Genomic DNA, 4,615 nt, shown 5'->3' with positions numbered 1-4,615 from the left:
GTCGAGGCAGTAAGTGGCGCCGACGCAAGGGCGGATCTCGTGCTCGCGGCCCTCCATCACTTTCCGAACGATGTGCGGATCGGCGATGTGGGCGCGGGTCATGCCGACCATGTCGAGCTTGCCGGTGGCGATGGCGTGACGCGCGGTGGCGACATCGGCAATCCGCGCCGCATGGAAGGTCGGGAATTTCGTCGCCGCCCTGACCTCACCGGCGAAGTCGAGATGCGGCGACGAGCGCATGCCGGTCACCGGGATGACCCTGGTCAGCGCGGCATCGGTTTCGATCGAGCCGCGGATGATGTTGAGGAAATCGACCTTGCCGGAGCCGGCCAGCCGCCTAGCGATCTCGACGCCTTCCTGCTTCGACAGGCCCTTCTCAAAATCCTCGTCGGCGACCATGCGAATGCCGACGACGAATTTGTCGCCGACCGCTGCCCGCACCGCGTCGAGCACCATGCCGGTGAAGCGCAAGCGGTTGTCTAGCGAGCCGCCGAAATCGTCGTCGCGCTGGTTGGTGGCGGGCGACCAGAAGCCGTCCATCAGGTGGCCATAGGCCTCGAACTCGATGCCGTCGAGGCCGGCGGCCTGGCAGCGCTGGGCGGCGGCGGCGTAGTCGGCGACGATGCGCTCTATATCCCAGTCCTCGATCGCCTTTGGGAAGGCGCGGTGCGCCGGCTCGCGCACCGGCGAGGCGGACAGCACCGGAAGCCAGTCGGCCTTGTTCCAGCCGGTGCGGCGGCCGAGATGGGTGATCTGGATCATCACCTTGCAGTCATGCTCGTGGCAGGCATCGGCGAGTTCGGTGAGCCACGGCACGATGCGGTCGTCATAGACATGCAGGTTGCCGAAGGCGGCCGGGCTGTCGCGCGAGACGATCGCCGAACCGGCGGTCATGGTCAGCGCCATGCCGCCTTTGGCCTTTTCGGCGTGGTAGAGCCGGTAGCGCTCTTTCGGCATGCCGTCCTCGGAATAGGCCGGCTCATGGCTGGTCGACATGACCCGGTTCTTCAGAGTCAAATGTTTGAGCTGATAGGGCCGGAGAAGCGGATCGTTGGTGGTCATCGTCTTCCCACTGTTTCAGATTGTGCTAAAGAGCGGCAAATTTTTGTTTTTACGCTCGTTGTCCAAAACCGCTGCGCACCATCGGGTCTGGCCCGTGGGCAGGCTTTGGGCGACATGCAGTAGGGAACCCGCCCATGACCGATACGAAAAACCTTACCCAGCTCGGCACCAACGTCGAGACGCCACAGAGCCCTGAGGCGGCAGTCCTGGAGACCGTGCCGTTTTCGCGCGGCGACGGGCCCCCGGCCATCGTCCGCTTCACCTGCCCGGAATTCACGTCGCTTTGCCCGGTCACCGGCCAGCCGGACTTCGCCCATATCGTTATCGACTATGCACCCGATACGCTGCTGGTGGAATCGAAGTCGCTCAAGCTGTTCATGACCTCGTTTCGCAACCACGGCGCCTTTCATGAAGAGTGCACCGTCATGATCGGCCGCCGCATCATCGCCGCGACCAAACCGCTGTGGTTGCGCATTGGCGGCTACTGGTATCCGCGCGGCGGCATTCCGATCGATGTGTTCTGGCAGACCGGCGCGCCGCCTGAAGGCGCCTGGCTGCCCGACACCGGCGTCGCACCCTATCGCGGGCGCGGCTGAGCCTGAGTTTCTACGGAAAATACGCTGCATCAGTTGAGCGGCAGCCGCCGGTAGCGGCCAGGATTGTTCGGGTCGCTGAAATGGCCCATCGGCCCATGCTCGGCGAAGTGCCCCGCCCAGCGCTTCATCGCAGCGGGGTCAAGCTCAACGCCCAATCCGTTGCCCTCCGGCACACGCACCGTGTTGCCCACCTGCCGGAACGGACCGTCCTTGATAACGTCGCCGATCTGCCAGCGAAACAGCGATTGCGATGCTTCGGTAATCCATGGCGTCGCCGCCACGACATGCAGATAGGCTGATGTCATGATGCCGAGGTCGTTGGAATAGCACCAAAAACCCTTGCCCATCGCCTCACAGGCGGCAATGAACTTCAGGGTTTTCGACAAGCCGCCGAGTGCTGCGAAATTGCAGACGAAGTAATCCGGCGCGCCAAGCGCGACGGCCCGTCTGAGATCCGGGATGTGCGTGGAGAACGGAATGCGCGAATGCTGGCGCAGCGCCGCCATCTCCTCGAAGGTCGCGACCGGATCCTCATAATTGCGGATGTTGAACGGCTCGATCTCGCGCAGCACCCAGCGCGCCGTGGTCAGCGACCACTGCATGTTGGAATCGAGTTTGATCTGCGCCTTATCGCCAAGCGCCTCGCGCAGCATGCGCACGGTCCTGATCTCGAGCTCGGGATCGCCCATGATCAGCTTGCCCTCGAAGATGGTCGAGCCATGCTCCTCGCGCATCTTTAGGCAGTACTCGACGATCGCTTCGGACGTCATCTCGCCGCCCGCTCCATTCTGCGCGGCGCGAAACGAAAAATATTCCGAAAACGGAATGTCCTTGCGCACCGCGCCGCCGAGGACTTTGTAGAGCGGCATGCCGAAGACCTTGCCTCTGATGTCCCACAGCGCCAGCTCGGCGGCTCCGAACGCCACGGATGCGGCATTCTCGCCGGTGTTGGCGGTAATCTGCCAGGGCGGCACGCAGCGCGCCTCGCAGTCGGCAATGTCGAGCGGATCGGCGCCAATCAGCGCTGGCGCGATCTCGGCCTTGACTACCTCGCCGAAATGCCACCACGGCGCCTCGCCTAGTCCGACTACCCCTTCGTCCGTCTCGACCTCGATGATCGACTTCGAGGCGCCGCCATAAAGTCCGGCCGTCCACCAGAATGGGGCGTCTAGCGGAACGTTGACATGGGTGACGCGGATGTTGGTGATCCTCATCGTCTGCCTACTCGCATTGGTACTGGCTGAGCGCCCATTCGCCGGTCACCGACAGAAGGTCTGATACCTTCCAGTCGCCGTCGACTTTCCTGAATTTCCACTCCAGCCGGTGCGGATTGCCGGCGACGACGAAGGCGACGACCACCTTGGCTTCGTCGCCCTTGACCGCTTCAATGGTCTTCAGGCTCTTATCGATTTCGGTCTTGTCGTATTCCGCATTGTCCAGCGCCATGTTGGGATCGAGGCATTCGCCCTGCCCCGATTTCCGCAGCGCATCGCTCTTGTCGAGCACCGACTTCGCGGGATCGGCGAAGTGGCTGCGCTGGGCCGGATCGAGCTCGAGCCCGACATGCTCGTAGAACGGTTTCACCACCGCCGTTGGCGAACCCAGCCGCACCGGCGCTGCCGGGGCGCTATCACTGGGCTGGGACGCGGTCGGCGAAGTTGCAGCATTATCGGCCGGCGCATTTGCGGGCGGCGCGCCGAACAGGCCCTGAGCGGCGGTGCTGCTCAACCCCGCTGCCAGCAGGCACACAGTCGCCAGGGCCAGGGCGCGGGCCATAGCATCACTCCGGAGTCTGGCCAGCCAGGCACTCGAGCGCACTCAGTGTCCAGCCACTGGTCTTCGAGGTGATGTCGGCGACCTTCCATTTGCCGTCAATCTTCTTCAGCGACCAGACCATTTCGCGTTTGGAGTCATCGCCTTCCGGGAAAAGGTTGAACGTCACTGTCACGCTGGCGCTGTCGCCATCCACTGCTTCAGACAGCTTCAGTGTCTTGGCGACTGTGTCCTCGTCATAGTCCTGCGCGTCGAGACCGGGGGCGAAGTCGATGCAAGGCACCTCGTCCGGCTTCTTCTTCTGTGCCTGGTCGTTGAGGTCGAACAACTTGGTCACCGGCTCGGTGAAACGGTCGCGGTATTTCGCGTCGGGCTCGAATTTGACCTCGGGCATGTAGAAGAACTTAACCGCATTGGCTGCCGGCCCGGCCAGAGCGGCCGCAGGCGCTGCGATCGAGAGAGCGGCGGCAAGCACAGTCAGTCTCATCCGATAATCTCCAGGTTTTCGTGGTGGGAACCGTTCAATACCACGAATCCTGCATCCCGGATTTTTTGCGGCCCATGAAATCCTCTTGGGCGTTAACTCAGGCGTCCAGCCAGACGTTCTGGAGATCCATCTCGAAAGTCTGGTGGACAGCGTAATTCTTCACCTTCTTGTCCATGTGGCTGTACAGCTTCTGCCAGAACGGCTGAATGATGACGCCCGAATCCTGCAGGATCTGCTCGATGTCCTTCATCACCTCGCGCCGCTTCTCCACGTCGACGAGCGAGAGGGCCTGCTTGAGCTTGGCGTCGAAATCGGGATTCGAATACGCCGTCTCATTCCAGGCCTCGCCGGTGCGATAGCCGAGCGCCAGCACCTGAACCCCGAGCGGGCGCATGTACCAGATCGTCATGGAATAAGGATATTTCGTCCAGTCATTCCAGAAGGTCGAGCCCGGTAGCACCGTTCGCTTCACCTTGATGCCGGCATCGCGCAACTGCCCGGCGATCGCATCGCCAGTGTTCTTCTGCCACTCGTCCTCGACGGTGATCAGCTCATGCTCGAAGTCCGCCTGCCCCGCGTCGGCCATCAGCTTCTTGGCGCCGGCCGCGTCCCGCGTCTTCTTGGGCAGCGGATAATATTCCGGATGGATCGGGCTGACATGGTGGTTCTCGCCGACGGTCCCTCGCCCGGCATAGCC

At 62.7% G+C, this 4,615-nt stretch carries 5 protein-coding genes and 1 pseudogene; 1 reads left to right on the top strand and 5 read right to left on the bottom strand.

Translation table 11 applies throughout. From position 1 onward, the window contains the following. A pseudogene (locus EOA85_RS28360) lies at positions 1-1,062 on the bottom strand (N-methylproline demethylase); the annotation flags it as partial. A gap of 134 nt (positions 1,063-1,196) precedes the next feature. Between EOA85_RS28360 and queF the strand changes: the two are divergent. Next, entirely contained in the window at positions 1,197-1,658 is a 462-nt protein-coding gene (queF, locus tag EOA85_RS28355; RefSeq protein WP_065009701.1) for a preQ(1) synthase, read from the top strand. 29 nt (positions 1,659-1,687) lie between these two features. On the opposite strand, the gene EOA85_RS28350 is transcribed toward queF, so the two are convergent. The 4 genes from EOA85_RS28350 to EOA85_RS28335 form a co-directional block, all read right to left on the bottom strand. Further along, on the bottom strand, positions 1,688-2,872 hold the full coding sequence (locus tag EOA85_RS28350) for a mandelate racemase/muconate lactonizing enzyme family protein (protein WP_127211968.1): 1,185 nt from the start codon (positions 2,870-2,872) through the stop codon (positions 1,688-1,690). Positions 2,873-2,879: 7 nt separating this feature from the next. Further along, positions 2,880-3,434: a hypothetical protein gene (locus EOA85_RS28345; protein WP_127211967.1), complete on the bottom strand. Its 555-nt coding sequence runs from the start codon at positions 3,432-3,434 to the stop codon at positions 2,880-2,882. A 4-nt stretch (positions 3,435-3,438) separates the two neighbouring features. Beyond that, the gene (locus EOA85_RS28340) at positions 3,439-3,918 is read right to left on the bottom strand and encodes a DUF3828 domain-containing protein (protein WP_127211966.1); all 480 of its coding nucleotides are present in this window, start codon (positions 3,916-3,918) and stop codon (positions 3,439-3,441) included. Positions 3,919-4,015: 97 nt separating this feature from the next. Then, positions 4,016-4,615 (bottom strand): ABC transporter substrate-binding protein (locus tag EOA85_RS28335; protein ID WP_348627937.1); only part of this gene is annotated, 600 nt, incomplete at its 5' end.

The sequence above is a fragment of the Mesorhizobium sp. M5C.F.Ca.IN.020.29.1.1 genome (genome assembly GCF_003997375.1).
In the GTDB taxonomy this organism is placed as follows: Bacteria; Pseudomonadota; Alphaproteobacteria; order Rhizobiales; family Rhizobiaceae; genus Mesorhizobium; species Mesorhizobium wenxiniae.
Note: the sequence above shows the minus strand (reverse complement) of the source record. Positions and strands in the feature narration are given on the sequence as shown.

Coding starts and splice junctions, on each gene's coding strand:
- queF (WP_065009701.1), top strand. CDS start 1,197: ATGACCGATACGAAAAACCTTACCCAGCTCGGCACCAACGTCGAGACG.
- EOA85_RS28350 (WP_127211968.1), bottom strand. CDS start 2,872: ATGAGGATCACCAACATCCGCGTCACCCATGTCAACGTTCCGCTAGAC.
- EOA85_RS28345 (WP_127211967.1), bottom strand. CDS start 3,434: ATGGCCCGCGCCCTGGCCCTGGCGACTGTGTGCCTGCTGGCAGCGGGG.
- EOA85_RS28340 (WP_127211966.1), bottom strand. CDS start 3,918: ATGAGACTGACTGTGCTTGCCGCCGCTCTCTCGATCGCAGCGCCTGCG.